This window comes from Paenibacillus sp. FSL H3-0310 (genome assembly GCF_038002785.1).
Lineage (GTDB): Bacteria > Bacillota > Bacilli > Paenibacillales > Paenibacillaceae > Paenibacillus_AQ > Paenibacillus_AQ odorifer.
In genome coordinates this window covers 625,121-649,560 of record NZ_JBBODC010000001.1, presented here as the reverse complement: position 1 = coordinate 649,560, position 24,440 = coordinate 625,121, and the positions used below count along the sequence as shown (strand labels likewise).

Here is a 24,440-nt window from a genome sequence, read left to right as displayed (position 1 = left end):
TTCTCCCTCCCTGTGGCTGAGCTGCATCATTGGAATCTAACCCTCCAGACCATCCGTTCCATAAAGAGCTGTCATTTCATTAAATTTATCCATAAAGGCTAACCCTTCTTCTACACAAGCAACGCCGTAGCGAATTACTTTCTCCTCAGAGGTAAAAGGAAACGGAAAACCTGCTCTCAAGCTTTTTAACACAAGAATAATCCGATCACTATATAAAAGAGCACGCCCAAATCCTTCCCCGTTTATTTCAGATGAACTCTGAACCAGAACCCCACTCTTCTCCTCGATCACGCCCGCCACCGCCTGAAACAAGAGAGGAACCTGCAAACGGACTTTTGGAGAAACCGCGCAGTTAAAATCAGATTTGTTCTTGTCTTCAGGGGAAGCGAGAAACAATCGTTCGATCTTCTTCTGTGGTGAAAGAGAAGCATGTCTTCCAAAAAAGTCTTCTGTATCAAGCAATTGACACAACCGCCGTATGAACATCTTTGCTATATCTTTATCCAGCTCTTTCTCCGTGGTTCGACTACGGCGGTTTAATACTGCCGCTTCCGGAGCAACCCGGCCCATTAATGCAGCACTCTCATTAGCTATGGGATCCATCTACACTCGCCCCTTCCGCTTCATTTTCAGCATGTAATACCTTGGCTAGCCACATCGGTGGTTTGCCCTGTAGCATTTCAACAATCCGCTTCACTTGCTCATCAATAGGACTGCCTGGTGGAACCTTTACCGGCATAATTTTACGACGTGTGACTCTTGCCGCTGCTGAGGCTCCAATCTGCATGATGAATATTAGTGTGCAATCCTCTACCACCTCCAGACGACTCTCTATTTTGCCTGCTTCATCCTGATTGAGAATCGTTGGCAGTTTACGAAGATCTATAAGCTCCCCGCCACTTTTGGTAACTTTATAAATTGCGAACATCGGACTCTGCCCAAAATGGGCATTCACTCTAATTCCATCCTCTGTAGCGAATGCTACTTTCACGATGTTCCTCCTCCCTTCGCATTAACAGATTCGCCGCTTTATTCGCCCACTCCATCGCTCCCCGATACCCTACAGAAGTGGCCATATAAGCACCAAGCTCATTCCAAACGGGAAATCCAGCCGCCATAAATGCTGCATCTAACCGCGCCGCTCCATTTATCCCATGTGAGTTACCGATCCATAAATCTGCACCTTTACCCAAAAACTCAACATCATCCAGATCACCGACCCATACCTCTCGTTCCATCTCAACCACCAAAGGAGTTTCATAGGAAGTGACCAGGGCCTTTTGCTCCACCCCCAGCTCTTCGAGCCAAGAAGATACGGTATACAAATGGTCTGGCTCCAGCGCAACAAGTGCAGACATTCCCGCAAATTGAAAATGAGCATCCAGCATGCTATCCAATAAATTCTCTCGTTGCCAGCAATAACGAAGCTGTACCGGCTCCCCGCTAATTTGATGCAGAAATTGCAAAATATCATCCGTTGCTTTAAGCCCCATAGCACTCTCGAATACTTTGTAGGGAGTTCCCAGCGCATTATGCAGTCTTCTAGCTGGACGCTCCATACTTCCGCCGATGGCAAGGGTTAGACCCGAATGCAAGCTTTGCAGCATCGAATCTAGAGGCACCCCACCTCTTGTTAGCGGTGAAAATCCTGTCAGCAGATGCCCAGACAAAGAGGTCGATATATCAGGTACAGCGATTACCTCAAAACCGAAGGAGGATATCATTTCTTTCAGCTCCATCACATCACCCGGCGTCAGAAACGATCCCGGCAAGAGGGTAATCTGACGTGAATTCACACTCCTTGAACCCCGATGGCCTACCTGCTGAATCATCTCATCAAGCATCGCCTCCACGGTAGAACTGAACCCCGATTCCAATGAACCGCGAAAGTCAGGTAAGGTGACGGAAAAGGCAAGCCCACCCCGCATGTTCCGCTCCCTTTTATAGGTCTTGAGCATGGATTGATAATCCACTCCAGCCACATCCGTCAGCTCAGTCCCAATAATGCCTATAATGTCTGGTCGGTGTTTACTGAGTATGGTATTTAGAGCTTCCTCTAAATTACGATTCGCATCAAAGATTACATCCATCTCCTGTAAAACAGAGGTCTGTACGGCTATAGGCTCGCGAAAATGCCGGGTAAGCAGCGCCTTCGGAAATGCGGAACAACCTTGCGCACCATGCACAATAGGCAATGCCTTGTAGCAGCCCTGAAATGCCAGTACGGAACCAAGGGATTGACCGATTTTGATTGGATTAACTGAAGTAGGTTTACTCCTTTTGTTAACGGTCATAGGAAGGTTCCTCCTTATCCCAGGGAGCGGCACTGGCAGCCAGCTTCCAGATTGGATTAGCAAGAGAATACGTCAGCTCCTTAGCCAGCCTTAGTAAACCTTCGTAACCAGCATAGGCTTTGTGTCTTTCTTGATTAATATCGATAAACGGAATCTGCTCTTTCATTGCCACATACATATTCCGTCCGCCAGCAATCATAATATCTGCCTTACGATCCCGGACGGTTTTGATAATTCGGCTTGCCCCGCCCTCCGGGATATATTCGGTGTCATCACCAACACGATCCGCTATACGCCGTATATCATCTTCCGTGCTTTTGTTCGTGCCTACACCTACCACCTGAACGCCTAACTCCTTCAGTGCGGAAATAATCGACCAGCTTTTTACTCCACCCGTATAGAGAACTGCTTTCTTTCCTTTAAGCAGCTTGCGGTAGGGCCGCAGCTCCTGAATCAGTCTGCTTTCCTCTCGTTCCGTCAACCGATCCACACGCCGCTCCATCTCACGGTCATTCAGCAAATAAGCCATTTGACGTAAGGAATAAGTTGTCTCCTTGGCCCCATAGAAGGAGCCTTCGAAATAAGGAATGTGGTATCTTGCCTCCATTTCTTTTGCCAGACCTAACAATGCACGGCTGCACACAACCATATTCACTTTTGCATGATGTGCCCATGTAATTTCCTTATATCTTGCATCCCCTGTAATTCTGGACATTAGCGTAATTCCAACACTCTTCATTAATTTCTCGATATCCCAGATTTCACCCGCGATATTGTACTCCCCAATCAAATTCACACCTAAAGGAGTCTCCATTTCTGGTTCACCTGTGCCAATGACATATTGTAGCAGCGCTTCTCCAGCCAGCCGATTTCCGAGATTCTTACTGCCTACGAATCCGGGGCTGTTCACGGGGATCACAGGAAGTCCCAATCTGCCTGCCGCTTCCTTGCATACCGCATCCAAATCCTCGCCAATCAATGCTGTCACACAGGTCGCATATACAAATATTGCCGGAGGCATAAAGCGCCCGGCAATATAGTCAATGCTATCTTTGAGTTTCTTTTCTCCGCCAAAAATAATATCGTTATCGTTGAGATCTGTAGTGAAACCGTATTGTGAAAGTGATGGCCCGCTTGACAAAGCCCCTCTACTTTCCCAGCTATTCCCGGCACAAGCAGCCGGCCCATGGACAAGATGCGCAGCATCCATGATCGGCAGCAGCGTGATTTGGGCTCCGTCAAAGGAGCAGCCCCCAGCCGCTTCGCCCGGCTTGGGGCGTGGACATGGTTTCGATTTCGGAGTTAAGCTCCCGCAAGCTTGCGCGTCGGATACATCGTTTCTGATGGACTCCATCGTACCACCTCCCGTAACTGAATACTCCTTACGCTTAAAATGCTCAATTATTCAGTGTCACTACGATAAATATTGCACTTCCGGCCGCTCCCCAACGCTCGGCTCCGTATGAGGACGAGGGAATGAATCGGAAGTATACGATTCGGCTTAACGTTCTCCTACTAACGAACAAGATCGTGGTTGAAGCCAGATGAATCCTCATCCAACCCCTGCAGAATTGTATTTACTATAGTAGTTAACAGGTTCAAGGCACCTTGATAACCGATAATCGGATAACGATGCAGATGATGGCGGTCAAAGACAGGGAAGCCTACACGGATCAAAGGAACGTCGGCATCTTTGGCAGCAAATTTAAGATGAGAGCTTCCAATGGCCAGATCCACAGGATCATCAATCAGCAGAGAGCGCATATGCCACAAATCATTTCCGATATGAACCGTTGTTTCTGCTCCGTAGGGGCTGGCAGCAAGCAGAGCTTTCGCTTCTTCTTTAAATCCGTTTTCCCCATTAGAGCACACAATATGAATAGGCTCTATACCGACTTCCAGACAGAATTCAATCAGGCCGATCAGCAAATCCGGATCGCCAACTAAAGCCACTCGTTTGCCATGCAGATAAGGGTGGCTATCGAGTAAAGCATCCACTACCCGGCCACGTTCTTCCACAAGCTCAGGCGGAATGGGCAATCCCGTTAATTCACTGATAGACTCTATTAGCCGATCTGTCGCATGAATGCCCAGCGGAGTCGACATCGCAACGGTCTGTTGTTTCCATGTGCCGCTGATGTATTCCAACGTTTTTTTGACAGAATATTTCTGAAGTGAAAGAGTACCCAACGCATTAGCTGCCTTCGGCACATCCGCCAGCTTCGTTCCCCCATAATAATAGGAATATTCACCTGTAGCCGGGGAATCAAAATTGCCGCTGTGATCACCAAGGAAGGTGTAGCCTGTATCAAACGCGGCAAGGATTTTTCGAATTTCCGCAAAATTCCCCGTATAAGGCTCAAACCCTAAAATGACATTCAGCTTCTCTCCAGTTCCCTCTCCACTGCCAGGGGTAGCTTCAATCCCAGAGCGGATGAACAAGGTACTGAGGATAGACTTTAACATGGAATCGTAACCTGTAATATGTGATCCGGAAAAGCTTGGCGTGTTGGCGTAGGGCACTGGAATTTCGTTCGAAATTGCACCCTTCTGGCGGGCATTGGATATAAACGCCTGCAGATCATCCCCTATAACCTCAGCCATACATGTAGTGGATACAGCTATCATCTCTGGCTTATAGAGCGCCACACTATTTTCAAGACCATCAATAAGATTGTTCATCCCTCCAAACACCGCACCATCTTCTGTCATAGAGGAAGAAACTGCGGGGGTCGGCTCCTTGAAATGACGGCTTAAATGACTACGAAAATACGCAGTGCAGCCTTGAGAGCCATGTATAAACGGCAGAGTTTTTTCGAATCCCAGCGCAGCCATCAAGGCTCCTAGGGGCTGGCATGCTTTATGAGGATTAACTACCAGTGAGGTGCGGGCAAAATTCTTATCTTTATATTCAGACGACTTCGAGTAGGCTAATGCTTCTGCTGTCTCTTGCTCACTGCAGGGTGCCTCGAATGCTTTTTTCCCTTCACGTTGCTTCACATAGGGTTCAGTTTGAAATAATGTATTGTAATCTGGGATCTCCAGTTTGTCCTTCATACGCCCGCCTCCTTTTTAGGGAGTGATCCTGTTTTCCCTGAATTGATCAAGCTCCACACTGGGCTGTTAATGGTCATGTCCATGTCCTTAGCAAAAATCTTAAACCCATCATAGCCATGGTAAGGACCACTATAATCCCAAGAGTGCATTTGCCGGAAAGGAATACCCATCTTGTGATACACATATTTCTCCTTCACACCCGAGCCCATCAGATCAATATCAAGTCTTTGCGCAAGCTCTTCCAGCTCGTAAGCGGTTGGATCATCGTAAATAATAGTGCCTTCCGGAAGTTCAGGAAATGTCTTCTCGTAATCATCCTTGTGAGCGAACTCATAACCTGTGCCCACTACCTCCATCCCCAGATCCTCATAAGCCCCCAGTGTATGGCGGGCACGTAATCCGCCTACCAGCAGCATGACCTTTTTACCTTCCAGCCGGGGTTTAAATTTAGAGATTATCGCCTCCATTTGTGGCGTGTACTTAGCGATGACTTTCTCGCAGTTTTCCTGAATATATTCATCAAACCTTGCGGCGATGGCTCGAAGGCTTTCAGCGGTTTTGGTCGGCCCGAAAAAGTTGTATTCCAGCCAAGGAATCCCATATGCTTTCTCCATCGTCGTTACCATATAGTTCATGGAGCGATGACAGTGAATCAGATTAAGCTTCGCCTTATGCGCGATCGCCAATTCATTGATGGTTCCATCCCCAGACCACTGCGCAATTACACGCAGACCCATTTCCTCCAGTAAAATGCGTGAAGCCCAAGCGTCCCCACCGATGTTATAATCTCCGATAATATTAATATCGTAAGGACCACATTCCGCAAGCTCCTTCTTCCCCATCAGAAAATCACGGATCGCATCGTTAGCAATATGATGACCCAAGGATTGGCTAACCCCACGGAACCCTTCACAACGAACGGGAATGATCGGGATACCTAGCTCGATAGACATTTTTTTGGACACCGCTTCAATATCGTCTCCGATTAGCCCCACAGGACACTCTGATTGGATCGAAATTCCTTTAGCCAGTGGGAACATTTCTTTAATTTCACGGCAAATGACTTCAAGCTTCTTGTCACCGCCAAATACAATATCTGTCTCCTGAAAATCACTCGTCACCTGCATAGCCGTAAAGTTATCAATGCCCAGTGTTCCGTTGGCATAATTCCGTCTTGTTCCCCAGCTATATTGCCCACAACCTACAGGACCATGGCTGATATGCACCATATCCTTGATCGGGCCCCAGACCACGCCCTTCGAACCGGCATAAGCACATCCTCTTTGGGTCATAACCCCCGGACGGGACTTCATATTCGATTTGATGGCGCATTTGCCACAGTTTATTAACTCTTCATTATTGATTTCAAAATGCTTCTGACGATCCTTCCGTGCCTTTTCCGGGTAAGCCTCAAGAATCTCTTCGAGCATCTTTTGGTTATCTTCGATATTAAGCCCCATTCTGAACCCTCCTCATCCCTCAGAGTGATCCGGTGAACAGCCGTCTCTCCACTCCTGTTCACCGGACGAACCTAATTATTGGCCAGATGCCTTCAGCTTTTTCAGCGCCGTCTCTTCATCCTCAATCACACCAAATTCCATGAGTAAATCCTCCAGCTCTTCCATAGAAATCGGGGTCGGGATTGTCATCATATTGTTATTCAGGATCTTTTCTGCCAAAATCTCATATTCTCTCGCTTGCTGATGATGAGGATTATATTGGGCCACGGTCATTCTTCTCAGCTCTGCATGCTGAACCACATTATTCCGCGGGACAAAATGGATCATTTGCGTATTCAAACGGCGTGCCAGCTCCATAATGAGCTCATCCTCACGGTCCGTATTACGACTGTTGCAGATCAGACCGCCCAATCTTACGCCACCGCTGTTGGCATACTTTAGAATTCCGCGCGCAATGTTATTGGCCGCATACATAGCCATCATTTCCCCGGAGCATACGATATAAATTTCCTGTGCTTTATTCTCACGGATCGGCATTGCAAATCCACCACATACCACGTCACCAAGTACGTCATAGGATACAAAATCCAATCCTTCATAAGCCCCTTGCTGCTCCAAAAAATTAATAGCTGTAATAATCCCGCGGCCGGCACAACCCACACCCGGTTCAGGTCCACCACACTCCACATTAAGAATGTCGCCATATCCCAACTGAACTACATCCTCGAGCTCCAAATCCTCAACCGTTCCTCTTTCTGCAGCCAATTGGAGCACTGAATTCTGAGCTTTAGTGTTCAAAATCAGCCGTGTGGAGTCCGCTTTAGGATCACAGCCTACAATCATTGTTTTTTGACCAAATTTAGTGGCGAGCTGCGCCAAAGTGTTCTGCGAAGTTGTGGATTTACCGATACCGCCCTTACCGTAAAAAGCTATTTGTCTCATCATTCATCATCCCTTCGAAATCGATATATTTTCAAAATAAGAGCTGATCTTCACACTTTCGAGAATCGCATCCTGTATTTCACCTTTACGCACCAGAGGCAATACTCCGGCTTTATTTAAGCTGGCGCGAGGGACATCGCCAATACCAGAACAGAGCAATATTTGACAGTCCTGTAATATAGAAATAATTTCTTGTAACGTGGCATTCTTATCCCCATTACAATCCGCTTTACCGTGGCAATAGGCCTGAATCTTTCTGATACCTAGCAGTTTCACGCTTATTCCATCCGTTTCATAAACCATGAACTCTGTCGCGTGGCCAAAATGTTGATTGACCTTATCCCCACCACGTGTAGCAACAGCGACTTTAGTGGTGTGCTGCCCTTGCTGGATAGAGTTCTGCCTTAGCTCTTTGGCTTTGACACGCTGACGGATTTTGGCATCGAGTTCACGTTGAAAGAGCGCTCTAGCTTGCTCATTAATAACTGGATTTGCATCCATCTTTTCTAATATAAAATCCTGATTACGATCCTGACCTAGCAGCCCAATGGCATCAGCACGGCATTGCCGACAATGGCGCATGACCTTCATCCCTTCGCGCCCAAGCACTTCCTGCAGGTTGTGCAGTTCTTTAGGGCGCGGCGCCTTGCGCCCATCCCGTTCATACTGACTTCCCGGTGCGATAATTAAAGGCGTCACATTATGCAGAGTTGCCCCGAGCGCTTTAACTGTTCGCGATACTTCAGGGAGATGATGATCATTGACCCCTGGAATCATAACGGAATTAACTTTAACAAGAACGCCTTGCTGTGCCAGCAGCTCCAAACCTTGAAGCTGGCGGCTGATCAGCAGCTCCGCTGCTTCTTGTCCTTCGTACCGGATCCCTTCGTCAATAACCCATGGATAAATTTCACGGCCCACATTGGGATCAATGGCATTGATGGTGATCGTGACATGACGGATACCTAGCGCTAGTATGGCGTCTACATGCCTGTAAAGGGTCAATCCATTAGTACTCAGGCAAAGGGTAACATCAGGGACCTGCCGCTTGACTCGTTCGAACGTGTCAAATGTTCGTTCTGGATTAGCCAGCGGATCACCCGGACCTGCAATCCCAACTACCGACAGTTGCATCAGCTGTGCGGCTACACCTTTCACTTTGCGTTCAGCTTGCTCTGGAGTTAGCACTTCACTAACTACACCAGGCCTGCTTTCATTCACACAATCGAATTTCCGGTTGCAGTAATTACATTGGATGTTACAGGCGGGAGCAACCGGGATGTGCATCCTAGCAAAAAAACGATGAGCTTCCTCACTGTAGCAGGGATGGCGGCTGAGCTCCTCCTCTGCTTCAATGGATAACCTCGATGACGCCTGCGGCATTTCCCCACCTCCTAAAAATTTTATGCACCATGAACTACTAGTACTTCTTCGCAGTAAAACTAACTCTGATAGAACAACTGATGTAATTTTAGTTAACATAGTTCTCGCTTGATTGCTTTGATTAGTTTCATCATATTTTCATCAACTTACATCGTCAATCGATTTTTCCCTTTTTAAGTCTTGTTTTTCCTTATGTTTGCAGTTTCGTCATATTAAATGTTAGTTTATATAACCTATATCTATCATGTTTCCGTTTCCATTTTATTCGATCTCTGTTGATTCTCCGTCATCATGTCATGTTTCTGGCCATTTTAAGGATTCTTAAAAGATAGAATCCATTTATTTCTGCAACTTTTATTGACAATGACTTTCATCTCGTATATGATCTCTTTAGGCAAGAACACATTGAATAATCTTAAAAATTTAATATATCCCGTAAAGGGGAGTAGCTGTTAAATAAAGTCGTCAATACGAGAATATGAGGATATTCTCCGGCTTTATTGGCAATTCACATTGTTAGCGAGACCTTTACCAATCAGGTTAGACCTTTATTCCAAAGGCTAATCTGTTTGGTAAAGGTCTTTTTTATATAAATTTGGTTAAAATGGTAGGGTAGATATCTTTTGGTAGATATTCGCATTCAAAAAGGGAGGACAACAGTAATGGATTGGGGATTATTATTAGAGTACGGTTGGGTATTGCTTGTTCTGGTAGCACTAGAGGGACTACTCGCCGCAGATAACGCATTGGTATTGGCAATTATGGTTAAGCACCTTCCTGATGAGGAAAGAAAAAAAGCGTTGTTTTACGGATTAGCGGGGGCCTTCGTGTTCCGATTCGGTTCGCTATTTGTCATCTCCTATCTGGTCGATATCTGGCAAGTACAAGCCATCGGCGCGATTTATTTATTATTTATCGCGGGTAATCATATTTTCCGAAAACTGTTGTTTAAGAAGCCCGTCACAGATGAAGCTGCTGAAAGCGGCACTGACGGTGCGGTCAATAAAAAGAAATCCAGCTTTTGGTTTACTGTTCTGAAGGTAGAAGTTGCTGACATCGCCTTCGCGGTCGATTCCATCCTAGCCGCAGTTGCACTCGCGGTTGCTCTTCCTGCAAGTGGTCTTCCAAAAATCGGAGGCCTTGATGGCGGACAATTCCTCGTCATCTTTGCCGGTGGATTTATCGGTCTGGTCATTATGCGTTTCGCAGCTTCCTTCTTCGTTAAGCTGCTGCATTCCCGTCCAGGACTTGAAATTGCAGCCTTCTTTATCGTAGGTTGGGTGGGTGTTAAGCTGTCAGTCATTACATTGGCGCACCCTTCACTTGGTGTTCTGTCCGAAGATTTCGCTCATAGTACCTGGTGGAAAGCCACCTTCTACGTTGTGCTCGTACTCATCGCTGTAATCGGCTGGTTTATGAGTAGCCACAAGGTTGAAGAGAATGTTGGCGAGAATCCGGTTCGAGAAGTAGACAAACAACTCGGTAAATAATCGTTAAAATACAGCCACAAACAATACCCCGAAAGATGCACCTTCTGAACAGGTGCCCGTCTTTCGGGGTATGGTTATTTATCCTCGTTTTTGCTCTCGATATTCCTGCGGCGTACAGCCAACGGTTTTTTTGAAGAATCGAAAAAAATAGTGCTGATCACTAAACCCGAGCTGGCCGGAGATCTCGTGCATTTTTAGAGCAGTTCCAAGCAGCAGCTCCTTACTCAGCTCCACTTTTTTCTCCAGAATATAATCAGAAATCCCCTTCCCTGTCGTTCTTTTATACCAGCGTGACAGATAGGACGGATTAAGTGAGACTTCCTGCGCAATCCGGGTTAAGGACAAATCATCAGCCAGATGGGATTTAATATATTGGTGGATCATGGACAGGATATTCGATTCATCATGTTTATAGGTAGCGCTTCTGTTCGAGATAATCCATTCAAAAAACGTGTGATAAAAAGAGATGACATCCGACCAGTGTGTATTGATATTAAAATATAACATGCGTGATAAATTCATACCGCTATGTGCTTTTTCCGTTAAACCTAACTCTTGTAAAGTCTGCAGCAGGGTGTTACTGATCCCAGACATTAATCTTAATCTCAAAAAAGGATCCTCCGGCCCACCTTCCCCCGAGAGCTCCACCCATTTGCGAAAAGATGTGCCCCAATCGAGATCACCTTCAAGCAGCCGTTGTTTTAAATAGTCGAGCAGTAATTCCGCTGTTGCATTTCGATTATGCATAGAACCTGGACTTGGGCTCACTTCCTTGGTATTTATCCTCAGCAGCTTTTCCATCCCAAGTCCGGGGCTATCAAAAATAGCTAATCGTAAACGGTTCAAGGCATAGTTCAGCTCATGCCAATGCACTTCCTGATCACTGGCGATGATAGACACAGATAGTTGCAGACATTTGCCACAGGCTTGCTGAACGGATTCCATTGTTCCGTGGACGAAGCGCAGCGTTTTTAACCAGAGCTCTTCTTCCTTGATTGAGGATACACTTTCACTTTTAGGCTGAACAAAACAAGCTATCGTCCCCGGATCCAGATCCACAGCCTTAACTTCAACCTTGTCGCTGAGCAGCTCCTCCGCAATATTGGCTACCGCATAACGAATTAAACTCCGGTCTGAAGCCGTTTCATAATTTCGCCAAGCCTCCATCCGCAGAATAATAGGCAGGACGGATCCATCCGCTTTGAACGGGAGCTGAATGGCATCGAATTCAACCTGCAAGCTCTGCCGGTCTATCCGTTCGGTGCGTCTTAGAATATCGTGTAATAACTGCTGCTGTAACTGGGGCAGCGCGCGCGGGAGCTTGTCGCGAAGCCACTGGCTTTTATAGAAATAATCCTCTTCTGAAGATATTTTCTCCAAAGTCAGCTCCACAGCGGCACGAATTTTATCCATCCCCTCTGTCTTCAATAAATAGTCAACTACACATGGATTTCGGATCGCCTGATGGGCAAAATCGAATTCATTATGTCCTGTCAGCAGAATTACTTTACAACGTGGCCAGCGGTCGACAATTTCCTGAATTAACGCCATCCCATCCATACCTGGCATACAGATGTCACTAAGCACAATATCTATTTTTACGGTATTAAGCCAGTCTATGGCATGATCCGCTGAATGAACCTTTATGATCTCCAAATCTTTAAAATCTGCCTTTACAAAAAATTCGTACAGCCCATCCAAAATATTAGGCTCATCATCAACTATCATCATTCGTTGCATCCTGCACGTCCCCTTTAAGCGGTAAATTGACTCTTACACAAAGTCCGCCCAAACTGCTTCTCTCTGCCATCAAGCCATAAGGGGAACCAAATTTGATCCTCAATCTCTGATTTACATTTAATAAACCCGTGATCTCCCCCTGAATGGCATTCTGCTCGGAGAACTGGCGCTGCAAGAGATTTAACTTGTCCTCACTAAGTGAGTCACCGTTATCTTCTATTATAATAGTCAGCGTATGCTCAACTTTTTCATAACTCATTTTTAATAGGCCATTGCTGCTTTTTTGCTTAAGCCCATGCTCGAATACATTTTCAATGATGGGCTGCAGGAGAACCCGTGGGACTTTGATGTCCCGGCAATCCGCTGCAATCTCATCCACTTCAGCTCTAATTCTCGCTCCAAAACGAATCCGCTGTATAGCCAGATAGACCAAAGCATGCTCCTGCTCTTGCTGCAAAGTAACCTCCTGGGCGGAATCCCGGGTCATGTACCGAAAATATTGCCCTAAATAATCAGAGAACTCCTTGATCAGCTCTACATTTTCCACCTCAGCCATCTGTTTTATGCTAAATAGACTGTTGTAGAGAAAATGAGGGGTGATCTGCGATTGTAAATGTTTAAGCTCCGCTTCCCCTGTCCGGATACGCTGCACGTAGTTCTCATCGATTAACGTATTCAGATGCTTAAGCATCTCATTGAAACGAGAATATAGATACCCAAACTCATCCCTGCGGGAGTGAGTAATAAAGATCCCCGTCTGCCCCTGCTCCGCTTTCTTAAACCCTCTGATAAGAATAGACATCGGGCGATGAATCATCCTGTACGTCCATAAAGAGAACAAGATAATGATCACTATCGAGACAACGAACAACAGCCACAGCAGCAATGAGTAGACTTGAATCGGCTTCATGAGCACCGTGTTGGGAATATTTGCGGTCAGCCTAAAGTTATTGCTGTGATCGTAGAGCGAATAGTAAAAAGAATTATCAAAACGATACCGCTGCACACTTACGGTCTCTTCACTATTTAGAGGTTTCTCTATGGGAAACAACCTAGGCTTCTGGTCAGAAGTTGATATCACATAATCGTTATTGCCGAAGGCTAACGTAATATCGCTCCCCCCTGATACCGCAAATTCTTTCAAACGCAACTCAAGCTCAGGTGAGGAAAGCTTCACTCCCAGCAAAAAATTAGGTGAAAGATTGCGATCCAGGTTATAAGGATTACTACGCAGTAAATATAAGTCGTCTTCGTATTTAGATAAAGCACCCTTCAGATTACCCATAGTGGCCAGCAGATTTTGCCATTCCTCGTTGGTGACATCCCTAACCCCCACCGCAGCGCTAACCCGCTTATTAATTTCCGGGACATAATACACAACATCACTAATATAAGGACTGGTTTCTTTGATTTGTTTTAGCTTGGTGTATATATTGTTCAGATTAGAATCCACTTCGTACCGGCTCATAATTGGAATACGGGTACTGAAGGTAGCCAGCGTTTCATCCTGAGAGTACTCCGTGACTAAGCCCGTTATCCGTTGCAGCTCAAATTCAAGATGGCTGTAGTAAAAATGAACCTTCGATTCGTTCGCCCTCTCCACTTCAGCTTGCATTTGGTTGGAGCTATAGTAGGTAATAGATATACTCAGCGCGCAGAGTGGAAGCATGACCAATAGGAAAGCTCCGATCAGCTTGATCACAATGGAATCGGGGTTCCACCCGATGGAGAATGATTTCATTGGAATTTTCTCCCTCTTCTATCGAATAATAATAAAGAAGGAGCCATGTTCAGGCTCCTTCTTATTTTTAGGTCCAGTCCAGTTTAACCCTTTACACTACCCACGACTAGTCCATGCACAAAATATCTTTGCAGGAACGGATAAATCGCCAGGATAGGAATGATAGACAAGAAGATCTGGGAGGCTTGCGTTGTACGGTCTGAGATTTGGTTTAATAACGCAGCTTGTTCAAAAGTAATATTTTCGGTCTGGATCGACACCTGCTGAAGTATGGATTGTAAATAGGTGGCCAGCGGATAATGTTCCGGGCTTCTCATATAAATCATACCATCGAACCATGCATTCCAGTGACCCACCAAAGCGAACAACGTAATGGTCGCAATACTTGGCATAGATACCGGCAGATACACACTCCATAACGTGCGTAAGTGTCCCGCGCCATCCATCCATGCGGCTTCCTCCAATTCTTTGGGCAAACCTCTGAAGAAATTGAGCATAAGCAGAACATTAAAGATCGGCACCGCGCCCGGTATAACAAGCGACCAGATGCTATCCAGCAGCCCCATTTCTTTTACAATTAAATAACCAGGAATCAGACCCCCACTAAAGAGCATCGTGAACACAAAAACCCAGGCATACACGGTCCGTGAGCGGAAGGACTTTGCCTCTTTAGACAGCGGATAAGCTACTAGAATCGTAAACAACAGGTTAACGGATACGCCAAGCACTACCCGGAGCAGGCTAGTTCCAAAGGAGTGAATGAACTGGTTGTTCTGAAGGATATATTTATAGGAAGAAAGAGTGAAATCCACAGGCCAGAAGGTTACGCTACCCGCGTTAACAGCTGCGCTGGAGCTAAAGGAGATCGCCAGAATGTTCACGATCGGAAAAAGACAAAGCACTGCGAGCAAAGTCAGAAATACATAATTGCAGCGGAGAAACCAACGATAAGCAGTTGAAGTATGGTGCATTTAGTCCACTCCTTTCTCTCTAAAAAATCCGATATTTAGCAAAACGATACGCCAGATAATAACCCAGCCCGATAAATACGAAGGAAACTACCGATTTTATCAATCCTAGTGCGGTCGATACAGAGTACTGAGCATCCTGTAGACCAATTCGGTAAATCATCGTGTCCAAAATATCACCTGATTCATACACTAGCGGATTGTACAGGTTGAACACTTGGTCAAATCCCCCATTCAGGACGTTGCCAAGGCTGAGTGTAAGCATCAGGATCATAATCGGGCGAATGCCCGGAAGCGTAATATGCCAGGTCTGCTTCCATCTTCCGGCACCATCGATTACAGCAGCTTCATAAAGGGAGGAGTCAATGCTGGTTAAAGCCGCCAAATAAATGATCGTCCCGAATCCAAACTCCTTCCATTGATCTGTGATCACTAGTACGTATGGGAACCAGCTATTGTCCGCTAGAAATTGAATAGGCTGCATGCCTAGTGCTTTTAAAAGCATGTTGACAATCCCGCTGCTCGGAGACAGTACATCTACGATAATCCCGCCCAAGATAACCCATGAGAAAAAGTGCGGCATATAAATAATCGTCTGAATCGAACGTTTGAAGCCGTTTACACGAACCTCATTAAGCAATAAAGCCGCTATAACTGGCACGGTCAGGCCAGCAATAATTTTCATGACGGAGATAAATACAGTATTCCATACGACCTGACCAAAACCGGGAAGCTCAAACAAATAACGAAAGTTTTCGAGCCCTGTCCAGTTCATATTCTTAAACCCTGAGATCGGGGAAAAATTCTGGAAGGCAATTACAAGGCCAGCCATCGGAATATAACTAAAAATAATGATCACTATTAAGGCAGGTAAAATCATTAAATGGAGCGGAATATTACGTAGAAATTGCTTAGTATTAAAGTGCATATGCTTTCTCCTCCTTGTATCTCAATTATAGAGCAGCCCCAAATTGCCTTAATAGTGTAGCGTATTGACTTTAAGTATCTTTTGTTGACCTGGTTATCGAACCGAATAGCTGTTCAGCCAAAAAAAGAACTGCCCGTTTGTCATTATCATGACTAGGGGCAGTCCTCTTCTGCGTCGTTTTTACTAGTTTGCTTTTACGATATCATTTACTTCTTTCGTTATTTGATCTCCACCGAGCTTTTTCCAGTTGGCTACGAATTTGTCGAATTCATCGATAGGAAGACTTCCGTAAATGATTTTGACAAAGGTCTCTGCACGCAGTTTATCCAAGGTAGCCGCTTTGCTGTTCATCGTTTTAGTTGGGGCATAAATGAACTCATTCATCAACACCAAGTCATTGTCGCGGTAGTGTTTGATAACCGATTGTGAGCTAAGCGGCCCAAAGATCCGTTCCATATGCCATTTATCAAGATCTCCACCGCGGTAGCTTTGAATATCATCATAGAATAATTTAGCTTCAAGGCCCATGTTTGAGGTATCTCCCGATTCAAGGGCTTTTTCCACTTCATCCTGTGCCTTTACATTTTTGTTCGGTGGCAGGTTGGATACAACCGCATTTTGGAAGCCCAAACCTGTGTCCCCGTTCAAATATTTTGCCCGTTCCGTTTTAGCGGACTCTCCAAACATTTTCTCTGCTTGGAAGTTAAGCAGCTTGATCAATGCCTCCGGATGTTCGTAGCCCTTACGGACCGCGAATACGCCACCAATTGTAAGATGGTTTTGGGTTTTGGCAGGTTGGTCATCAATAGATTGTACTGGATAAGGCACCCAGTTAACATTTTGATCCTTTTTAATCATGTCCTTTACTTGGAAAGGGGCCCATTGCGGCAAAAATAACATACCGGATTTACCAGCATTCACATCCTCCATCGCTTTGGCAAAGTCTTTCACTCCAAACTCTGGATCAATGACTCCTTCTTTATACAATCTTTGCAGCTCCGCAAGTCCAGCCTTTACCTCCGGTTGAATCGTACCATTCACAACCTCGCCATCGGCGTTTTTGATCCAAGTTTCCAGGTAAGCATGGTACCCGAGTAGAAACGCATTGATTGGCAAGTCCTTGTTCAACGAAATGCCGTAAGTATCCTGTTTGCCATTTCCGTCTGGATCTTTAAATGTAAAGTCTTCTGCAATCTTAATAATATCCTGCATGGATGTTGGCTCTGCCAAATTCAGCTTGTCCATCCAGTCTTTTCGAATCCATATCATATCAGAGGAATCCAGCGAACCCGGGAAGCTTACCATCGCCATCAGTTTTCCATCTTTCGTAACCGGCTTAAGCCCTGCTCCGTCCTCTTCAGCGTAATATTCTTTGACAAGATCCGAAGCATATTTATCAAATACCCCGGTCAAATCCTCCAACATGCCAGCTTCATAAAGCTGCTCGAATTGCACCGTGGACACCTTTAACAAATCAGGTAAATCCCCGCTCGCCAAGGTAACATTCATTTTATCGTTATAGTTAGCATCAGCCACAATCCAGTCATAGGACACTTTAATCCCAAGCTCTTCCTCGTATCCTCTGGTCCAGATGTTATTGGAATGTGTATCGCCCTGCGCCAACGTCTCTTTGCCTGTTTCGTTCATCGTGGAGCGAAGTTTGATCGGCGGATCATATTTGGTTAAAGGGCCGCCTTCCATTTCCGTTTGCGCACTAGTGTTTCCCTCTGCGGTACTACTACTGTTTCCACTACTGTTTCCACTATTATTGCTGGAGCAACCACTGAAAACTAATGATAAAACAATGGCCGATGCCATTAAAGGCAAGCCTTTAATCTTTCTTTTCATCTATTGAACCTCCCTTATTTTCTATATCCTAATTGTAAGAAGAAAGCGTTAACACAGCGAGTGTGAACCGTTTACATTCGGTATCTTTTCTTTACCTATTCATGTTCGCCTAACAAAGCTCCGCTTTAGGGTCACTCTGATTATCATAATACTGTGAGTTTGTAAGTGTCTATGTATTGGTAATTAATTACACAAAAAAGAGGCGGATCCTTATGCTATCCCTTAAGAATCTTAGCCATCAAGATTACCTATATAGTGAGCCGGCGGTTGCATAGTGTAGGCGGATTGGACTGAGGATTACGCGGAGGATTGCGCGGAGGATTGCGCTGAGGATTGCGCGGAGGATTACGCTAAGGATTACGCTGAGGATTGCGCTGAGGATAAATTAAGCGTTGAATTAAGCATTGAATTACGCGGCATTACGCGTTTAATTGTATTTAGTACACTTATAATGCATCAAATCACTCGGCCAAAGGATATAAGTGTATTCCGTACACTTATATTCTTGCTTTTCTCGCCAATAGGTGAATTCTCTAGTTTTTAGTTGCAGAGAATGCAATTAAAGATACACATTCACCTTTTGCATAAGAAATAGCTGTATAGAATGCAGTTATTTTGCGGATTCCAGCAAGAATCGGCGCACAAAAAATGCTGAGAGAATACTGGAAACTGCATCTGCCAGATAGAGATGCTTTAGTCAATCCGCCGCGCTGCAAACTAAAAAACCAGGCAGTGATTCTCCAATCGTCGGAGAATCGCTGCCTGGCTGTCTTATTAACACTTATTGACCTATGATCTGATCGGTCTTTCCTTGCAGCTCCACTAGCTTCATGATCACCGAAGCCGCCAGCGCTTTTGTTACATTCTGCTGCGGATTAAACTTGCCGTTGTCATCCTTTAAGAGTCCCAATTTCACAACAAGAGCCACGGCCCCCTTATTGTTTATAGCTGAGCTATCACTAAACTGACTTACAGTCACATCTTTATCAAGATAAGCTGTGAGTTTATTGTATTTCAAGAAATTAGCCAGATGAACAGCAAGCTGTTCCCGGGTTAACTTACTCTCTACTTGCAGGCTTTCATCCTTATTGATCCATTTACGATCTGCTGCAAAAATAACTGCATCATAATATGAATTCTCTGGCTTCACGCCTGCCACAGTTTTTCGTTCATTATTATTATAATAATTGGTGAAATTCGGACTAGAAGCTTTGGCAAGATAGGATAACCAATCACCGACAGTTATTTCTTGATCCGGGTTCACTTTGCCATCGGCATCCGGTGTAATCACATGGTGGTTTACCAATTCTGATAATTCCCGCTCTGCTGCATGACCTTTGATATCCGTTGCAGATAGTTGAGCATCCTGCTGACCGAGGTAATCATACACCGCAACCCATTTTCCAGTGGCTGCATCCAAAACCTGATTCAATCCGTTAGATTCATCAAAGGTTGTATCATATACCAGCTTCACCTTCGGTGCGACATAGTTACTATAAGTATTGTATCCACCAACCTGAGTATATTTCAGCTTAGTCTGATATTTAGGCTTATAACTTTCGAGCGCTTCTTTCTTGGAAATTGTTGCATCAGGCGATAATGTGATTCCATCGATACCGCTTATCCGATTCCCCATGTAAGAAGTCAGTCTGCCGTAAAGATCCAAACTTACCGTAATGGTGCTGTCACTCACAGGAATTCCTTGATGATATCTAATAAACTGGTATCCATATCCTGATCCGTCTGAAGTCAAACTCGAATTATCCCCGTATTCTACCAGCTTTAGCTTCTGGCTCGCCTGAGGATATAGACTATTAATTATACTAAGCGCTTTCACCTTCGCTTCAGCCTCACTAAGCTTCTTACCTCCAGCAGGTGCCGGCTCTTCCTTCTTCTTATCCTGAATAGCACCATAAGCTTGAACCTGGTACTGCAATACTTCACCGGTCTTTGCATCGATCTCAGCAGAGGATTGTTCTGGAAAGCCAGCACCAATGTAACGATCATTTCCATTACTGCCCCAGTATAGCTGCCAGATTTTTCGATCTGAATCCTGATAGTCATTTCTCAAGGTTTGCGAGATCAATTTACGATCTGCCGGGATATAAGCAACCTTCTCTACAAGCTGTGCTGCTTCTTTTGCAGAAAGCTCTGTACTAGAACTTCTTGCCTGAAAAACATCCTTGCTCTTCGCTACTTCTGAATACACGACTGAGGTGGATACGGATTCTTTTCCTTCATAATCTATCCGCTTGCCCGTTAATGCATCGATAGGATATAGAGACTGATCTATTGGACGCCAGCCTAGGATCCAGTTGTTAGGTTTTCCGTTCTTATAAATAGGAATGTAAAATAGGCCCACATCAAACTGTTCCGCAAATTGCTTCTGTGCTTGCTCCAAGGTAATCTTGGGCTGTGCAGACGGGTACTCAAGCCCTTGAGAAGACTTAGAGAATTGCGTTACAGTTCCGTTACCATCCACAACTATGTTAATGCTGTCCGATCCAGAAGGAATACCATTTTTCAGAATACTGAAGTTATATCCATATTGAACAGGACCGAATAATGATTCCGAAAAATAACTATAACCAACATTCTCATTTAATTGCAGCTCACTGCTCTTAACCGATGAGGCTGCCTTAGCCACAAAAGTCTTGGCGATCTCCAATGCCTGAGTCTGCGATACTTTCGGTGGATAATAGGATTCGTTCTTCTCCTGGGAGAATGAGAGATAGGTGTTGATGATATCACCATTAATGGCGTCTACCTCACTGCTAAAACCATATCCTATATTCCCTTCTTGAACCTGCCACTGAATATGCCAGATCATTTGATTTGCTGGAGCTGGGTAGCTTTGGTTAGATCCCAGTTGAACATTGTTTACAGTTGCATCTTTTAGAGATGGGAATAGTTCTTTTAACTTTGCAATGGCTTGCTCCTGCGTGAATTTCACTTTTGCAGGATCAGCCTCAGATTTCGTAGTCGTAGCTGGAGCCGCTGATTGCGTACTAACCTGCGTTACGGAAGTGTTGCTGCTAACAGATATAGAATCGGCTGCGGCTAAGCCAGGGGGTAAGAGTAACGCGAGTGCAACGGAAGTGATTAATACCGTTTTAGCTGTTTGATGAACAAAAAGAGTACTATTGCTTTTCAAAAGAATTCATCCTCCTCTAACACGTGATTCATATTATTATACAGATATTTTCTTGTATTTTCCATAATTATTTAACGACAGGAAATTACGACATTTTTGTGATGTGAGCTATAATGGTAAACAGTTGCAGCTATAATTCATCTAGAAAGGGGGTCACCGACATTACTGACTGGAACCTTCAGCCGCTTATTGACGGTATTACTAACCTAGACATTCGCAGTTGTCTAATCGTTCAAAATGGAGAACCCATACTGGAGCATTACCGCGATCCACAAATCGCTGAAGAGCTTGGCAAAATCAACTCGTGTACCAAAAGCGTACTCTCCGCCTTAGTTTGCATAGCCATAGATAAACAAATGATTCCACCTCCAGACACACCTATTTCTTTATTTTTTCCTTCATTAAAAGAAGATCGTGACCCACGTAAAAGTGAGATCACTATCGAACACTTATTAACGATGACCGGAGGCTTTAACTGGACAGAGTTTGGTGGGCAGAATTCTTTTCCGGCCATGACTAAAACCGCAGACTGGATAAAATTTGTGCTTGCACAGCCATTAGCTCATACACCAGGAACCGTGATGACTTATAACTCAGGCTCCTCTCAGCTCTTGTCCGCAATCCTGCGTGATTGTGCTGGACAGGCGGTTGCAGAATTTGCCGAAGATCAGCTGTTTCAACCACTTGGCATTCAAAGCTATCACTGGGAGAGTGATCCGCAAGGCATACATACCGGTGGGTTCGGACTTCATCTGAAGCCGGAGGATATGCTGAAATTCGGCTTACTTTATTTGCAAGAGGGACGCTGGAAGGATCAGCAGATCCTTTTTTCAGATACAATTCAGCAATCTACTCGCCCTTACGTTGAAGCCAATCATCCGCAAAAAGGATTCTACGGCTGGCATTGGTGGGTATCCCAATTCAATGCAGGTTCAGAGCAACAGCCGAACGAGATCCCTTATTATTTTGCACTCGGCTTTAAAGGGCAGCATATCATTGTAGTTCCTGCTTACGAGCTGGTTGCCGTTATCACCGCGGATAAGTACAAAAAAGGCTCTCCTGCAAATGTTTTCGGCCGATTTATTGTGCCGGCTCTTCTAGGGCAGTAAGAACCAGGAATCACATGCAGTTCTATGTGTGGATACCACACAATCCATAAAGCAGCCGCAGCCATAGACTGATAAAGTCTTGGGCTGTCGCTGTTAGATTTGTACAAATGATCGCAATTAATTTTTCTTCAACTCGTTTGCTGCAAGCTTAAATGACACCAAATTTCTTTAATGCGTAGGCTATCCCGCCTTCACTTGCTTTTTTTGTAACAAAATCGGCTTTTTGTTTTAACTGTTCCGCACCGTTTCCCATCGCAATGCCCAATCCCACATACTCCAACATGTCGATATCATTCCCACCGTCACCAAACGCGATAGCCTCTGACTTGCAAATATTCAGATAATCCAGCACCTGTTTAATCGCCGTTGATTTAGAAACTTTTGTTTCTTCAAGCACATTCATAACGTATCCGTGAAAACGTTCGAACCATAATTCAGGAAATCTATCTTGGAATTTTTGCGCTTCATTTTCGTCCGCATACAAGCATATACAGTAAACCTCCTCTGGCAGAGCGCTCATTTTTTCGGGATATTGTGTAAGACTCAAAGTCTCCTTTAATGCCTTCATAACGCGCTCATCCTCGGAACCCATTCCGTTCATGATTAAAAGTTCGGTGAAATAGGACATGCCATGTCCGTTCAACTCAGCAAAAGCCAAGAGTTCCCGCACGGTTTCTGTTGAAAGCGTTGATTTATAGATAACGTTATCCTTACATTTGATAAGCGCACCGTTAGCAGAAATAAAGGTATCAATGCCCATAGACTTGAACTCTTCACATAAGTTATGCGGTCTCCCTGTTGCAACTACGACTTTAATTCCTCTCTCTATCAACTTCTCAATTGCTTCTAGCGTGCTAAGTGGGATACTTCTATCAATTTCACTCACTAGAGTACCGTCCACATCAAAAAATACAATCTTATACATATTATGAAATAAGCCTCCCCGTTCGATCGTAACTAGATAGATTATATTTCATGGGATCTAAAACAAGAAGGAAGCCGATCACACGGATCAGCTTCCTTCTTATTTTCGTATTCAGCTTCGGCACAACAAGCTTACGTCGTTAATTTTGCATATACCACAAAAAATAACATCATTTCACCAATGATCAGGTAATTAGGTATAAGGAACAACAAATCTACTACGAAAAAAACACCAAGTAAACCTAATAATAACGTCAAATGGAATATCCCTAACCGTTGCTGTATACGTCTATATTTATGGAAGACCAGTGAGGTAGAGAAGAAGTAGAGCAGGACCGATCCAAAAATAAAACACACCATAAATGTATAATTTAATTGATCTAAAAATAGCAGTTGGATCGAAGCTGCAATCATACTCAAGGATACATAAATAAATAAATGCCCGTAAATTATGGTTTGCCCGGCAGTCTCTATAGTCTTATCCACTTTCTTTTCAACATTATCAAAATATTGCCACCACATAGCTATAATTAATAGAAAAGTTAATAATGCAAATACAATAGATTGCCACGTCCAGTGGCTAGACTGTAAAACCGCAAGGATACTGACCACTGATTCCCCAAGCAGAATAAGCGTAAACAACGAGAAGCGTTCCAATAAATGATGAGTATTGATCGGACTTTTCACCAAGTATTTCCGGCCTACTAATGGAAGCAGAATGTCTACAGTAATTCCCGCATACAAAACTACATAACGCATCCAAGAGTCAAAGAAAAGTGATAAAGAAGAGATCATTAATCCAATCCAAAATCTGCTTCCCAAATACCGGGCAGTGCTCTTTCTATCAGCCGCTTCATTCTTATTTATCGTAAGATATTGAATGGCTGTCATAGCTCTTAAACCAACATAACCTATTAAGAATGGCATATAATATTGATCAAAGTTAACCGATAAGCTCGCCGTCATTATTAATACAAAAAATAATTGTAGAATCAAGAATATCCGATGTGAAAAGATATCTTGCCCAAACCGATTCACAAAAAGCGATTGCCCTACCCAAGCCCACCAGATCGGAATAAATATTAAGATAAATTTGGATAAGTATTCAAGTGGAATTGTACCCGCCTCTACATGCAATAGGACATGGCTCGCTTTTGAAACTGCTGCTACAAAAAGCAGATCATAAAATAGCTCCAGCCAAGTAACTTTCTTCTCAGCAATGGATACTGTACTGTGCTCAAATCCCGATGTGCGTTTATTCATCGTCTGACTCCCTTGGTTTGGATGTGTATTTCTAATACAGTTTATCGGATACTTATCCATCTTAACCGAATTGATATACTAATTTGAAGACCCTTTACCTAAAAATAAAACCAGCAAGCCTCCACACAGAGAGCTTGCT

18 protein-coding genes are annotated in these 24,440 nt (G+C 44.4%); 2 read left to right on the top strand and 16 right to left on the bottom strand.

What is annotated here, in order from left to right; all coding sequences use genetic code 11:
* Positions 1-36 precede the first annotated feature (36 nt).
* The 8 genes from MHH63_RS03010 to nifB form a co-directional block, all read right to left on the bottom strand.
* Positions 37-603: a DUF269 domain-containing protein gene (locus MHH63_RS03010; RefSeq protein WP_076146353.1), complete on the bottom strand. Its 567-nt coding sequence runs from the start codon at positions 601-603 to the stop codon at positions 37-39.
* Entirely contained in the window at positions 587-991 is a 405-nt protein-coding gene (gene nifX / locus MHH63_RS03005; RefSeq protein ID WP_076146356.1) for a nitrogen fixation protein NifX, read from the bottom strand. Before nifX ends, MHH63_RS03010 begins: the two co-directional genes overlap by 17 nt.
* A complete protein-coding gene (nifN, locus tag MHH63_RS03000; protein ID WP_341171196.1) occupies positions 957-2,294 on the bottom strand; it encodes a nitrogenase iron-molybdenum cofactor biosynthesis protein NifN in 1,338 nt (445 codons plus the stop codon). Before nifN ends, nifX begins: the two co-directional genes overlap by 35 nt.
* Positions 2,284-3,648 (bottom strand): nitrogenase iron-molybdenum cofactor biosynthesis protein NifE, encoded by a 1,365-nt coding sequence (nifE, locus tag MHH63_RS02995; protein ID WP_076303287.1) that lies wholly within the window; start codon positions 3,646-3,648, stop codon positions 2,284-2,286. The genes nifN and nifE overlap by 11 nt, the downstream gene beginning before the upstream one ends.
* 161 nt (positions 3,649-3,809) lie before the next feature.
* Entirely contained in the window at positions 3,810-5,351 is a 1,542-nt protein-coding gene (gene nifK / locus MHH63_RS02990) for a nitrogenase molybdenum-iron protein subunit beta (RefSeq protein ID WP_076303286.1), read from the bottom strand.
* Entirely contained in the window at positions 5,348-6,811 is a 1,464-nt protein-coding gene (nifD, locus tag MHH63_RS02985; RefSeq protein ID WP_076129186.1) for a nitrogenase molybdenum-iron protein alpha chain, read from the bottom strand. Before nifD ends, nifK begins: the two co-directional genes overlap by 4 nt.
* A gap of 75 nt (positions 6,812-6,886) precedes the next feature.
* Complete coding sequence (nifH, locus tag MHH63_RS02980) at positions 6,887-7,756, bottom strand: nitrogenase iron protein (RefSeq protein WP_235219430.1); 870 nt, start codon at positions 7,754-7,756, stop codon at positions 6,887-6,889.
* Positions 7,757-7,759: 3 nt separating this feature from the next.
* Positions 7,760-9,136: a nitrogenase cofactor biosynthesis protein NifB gene (nifB, locus tag MHH63_RS02975; RefSeq protein WP_340394555.1), complete on the bottom strand. Its 1,377-nt coding sequence runs from the start codon at positions 9,134-9,136 to the stop codon at positions 7,760-7,762.
* Positions 9,137-9,798: 662 nt separating this feature from the next.
* Between nifB and MHH63_RS02970 the strand changes: the two genes are divergently transcribed.
* Positions 9,799-10,626, top strand: coding sequence for a TerC family protein (locus tag MHH63_RS02970; RefSeq protein WP_036679597.1), 828 nt, complete (start codon positions 9,799-9,801; stop codon positions 10,624-10,626).
* Positions 10,627-10,704: 78 nt separating this feature from the next.
* Here MHH63_RS02970 and MHH63_RS02965 read toward each other — a convergent pair whose 3' ends face one another.
* The 6 genes from MHH63_RS02965 to MHH63_RS02940 form a co-directional block, all read right to left on the bottom strand.
* Entirely contained in the window at positions 10,705-12,366 is a 1,662-nt protein-coding gene (locus MHH63_RS02965) for a response regulator transcription factor (RefSeq protein ID WP_076281909.1), read from the bottom strand.
* Positions 12,344-14,107 carry a sensor histidine kinase gene (locus tag MHH63_RS02960; RefSeq protein WP_248549542.1) on the bottom strand — a complete coding sequence of 588 codons (1,764 nt, stop codon included), beginning with the start codon at positions 14,105-14,107 and terminating at the stop codon, positions 12,344-12,346. Before MHH63_RS02960 ends, MHH63_RS02965 begins: the two co-directional genes overlap by 23 nt.
* An 83-nt stretch (positions 14,108-14,190) precedes the next feature.
* A complete protein-coding gene (locus MHH63_RS02955) occupies positions 14,191-15,078 on the bottom strand; it encodes a carbohydrate ABC transporter permease (protein ID WP_340394556.1) in 888 nt (295 codons plus the stop codon).
* Positions 15,079-15,097: 19 nt separating this feature from the next.
* Positions 15,098-16,003, bottom strand: a complete 906-nt coding sequence (locus MHH63_RS02950; protein WP_036679607.1) for an ABC transporter permease — start codon at positions 16,001-16,003, stop codon at positions 15,098-15,100.
* Between the two features lie 183 nt (positions 16,004-16,186).
* The gene (locus MHH63_RS02945) at positions 16,187-17,851 is read right to left on the bottom strand and encodes an extracellular solute-binding protein (RefSeq protein WP_076129181.1); all 1,665 of its coding nucleotides are present in this window, start codon (positions 17,849-17,851) and stop codon (positions 16,187-16,189) included.
* Positions 17,852-18,632: 781 nt separating this feature from the next.
* On the bottom strand, positions 18,633-21,005 hold the full coding sequence (locus tag MHH63_RS02940) for a YcdB/YcdC domain-containing protein (RefSeq protein WP_076279966.1): 2,373 nt from the start codon (positions 21,003-21,005) through the stop codon (positions 18,633-18,635).
* A gap of 161 nt (positions 21,006-21,166) precedes the next feature.
* Here MHH63_RS02940 and MHH63_RS02935 point away from each other — a divergent pair, with 161 nt between their 5' ends.
* The gene (locus tag MHH63_RS02935; protein ID WP_445255041.1) at positions 21,167-22,114 is read left to right on the top strand and encodes a serine hydrolase domain-containing protein; all 948 of its coding nucleotides are present in this window, start codon (positions 21,167-21,169) and stop codon (positions 22,112-22,114) included.
* A 148-nt stretch (positions 22,115-22,262) separates the two neighbouring features.
* On the opposite strand, the gene MHH63_RS02930 is transcribed toward MHH63_RS02935, so the two are convergent.
* The gene (locus tag MHH63_RS02930) at positions 22,263-23,039 is read right to left on the bottom strand and encodes a Cof-type HAD-IIB family hydrolase (protein WP_339169569.1); all 777 of its coding nucleotides are present in this window, start codon (positions 23,037-23,039) and stop codon (positions 22,263-22,265) included.
* A 131-nt stretch (positions 23,040-23,170) separates the two neighbouring features.
* Positions 23,171-24,259 carry a low temperature requirement protein A gene (locus MHH63_RS02925; protein WP_280753706.1) on the bottom strand — a complete coding sequence of 363 codons (1,089 nt, stop codon included), beginning with the start codon at positions 24,257-24,259 and terminating at the stop codon, positions 23,171-23,173.
* Between the last annotated feature and the right edge of the window lie 181 nt (positions 24,260-24,440).